Source organism: Synechococcus sp. R60.1 (genome assembly GCF_047461835.1).
In the GTDB taxonomy this organism is placed as follows: Bacteria; Cyanobacteriota; Cyanobacteriia; order Thermostichales; family Thermostichaceae; genus Thermostichus.
The window spans coordinates 1-1,146 of the sequence record NZ_JANSIA010000162.1 but is presented as its reverse complement, the minus strand read 5'-3'; the positions used below and the strand labels follow the sequence as shown (position 1 = coordinate 1,146).

Below are 1,146 nucleotides of genomic sequence, written 5' to 3'. Positions count from 1 at the left end.
CTCTCTCGGTCTTGTTCGGCCAGCTCCTGGATGGCCTGTTGGTACACCTGGGCAGGTGTGGATCCCTGGTTGACTTGCTTCAGCCAGCGTTGGGCCTCATTGCCCTGGTGGAGCAGAGTTTGCAAGGGAGCTAGAAAACAGCCCAAGCCTTGAGGTTGGCCAATACGCCAAGCTTCGGTCAGCAGCTCTTCGATCCACTCTTGGGCCGCCCGTTCCCGGCCTGTCCGCCAATCGACCAAATGAGATTGCAGCGATTCTCGAGCAGCAGCCTGCTCGTTGGCTTCGCAAAGGCTCTCCAGCTCTGTTGGGGTAAAGGGCCCCCGCAAGGGATCCAGCGCTTCCGGCTGGGCCAGCAACTGCCAGAGACGGGCTTCCACCAAGGCGGTAATCGCCAGAACCATTACCGGATCCCCCACCAGATCGCAAATGCGCAGCTCCACGCGGTTGAGGTGGTAGGGCCGCTCCGGGCCGTTGGGTCGCACCGAGGCCCACAGGTGGCGCACATTCTGCATTGTGCCCAAGGCTAGCTGCTCCTGGATCCAGGCAATGTAGTGGGCGTGATCCCGGAAGAAGGGCACCTGAGCCGGCGTTTTGGGGAACACCTGCCAACGGCTGGAGTGGGATCCCGTCACCCGTCCGTCCAGAAAAGGGGAGGAAGCGCTCAGAGCTAGGTAGAGAGATGCTTCCGCTCGCAGCAGGCGACAGGCCCGGAAGATGGCCTCGGTACCTGGCAGGCCAACATTGATGTGAATGCTAGCAGTTACCACCCGCGTGCCATAGGTGCGCTCGATGTAGTCGTGGTAGGGGTTGCCGGGATCCGACCGCTCGAAGTGGTCGCTGCCGCCCAAAGCTAGCGTGCTCCCTGGCAGAAGGGTGTAAGGGCCAAGACGGCGCAAAAATTGCCGCAACTGTAGGCGAGGCCGCAACAAGGCACAGAGCAGGTCTTCGTAGCGGCGAAGGGGAGGGGTGATATACTCCACGTTGCGCCGATCCGGCTCCCGCACAAACCCTGGCAAAGCCTGGCAAATGCGATCCGACAAGCCCACCACTTCCCCGGCGGCGGTGCCGGTGTACATTTCCACCTCAAAGCCCTTGGTCAACAGCACAGGCCAGCCTCCAGCCGCAGCCTCACCAGTCTAACCTTTC

Annotated in this window: 1 protein-coding gene; it reads right to left on the bottom strand. The window is 61.8% G+C overall.

Annotated features, from left to right (window positions below):
• The coding region (gshA, locus tag NW834_RS13680; RefSeq protein ID WP_414426363.1) for a glutamate--cysteine ligase at positions 1-1,106 on the bottom strand (1,106 nt) is incomplete at its 3' end.
• Between the last annotated feature and the right edge of the window lie 40 nt (positions 1,107-1,146).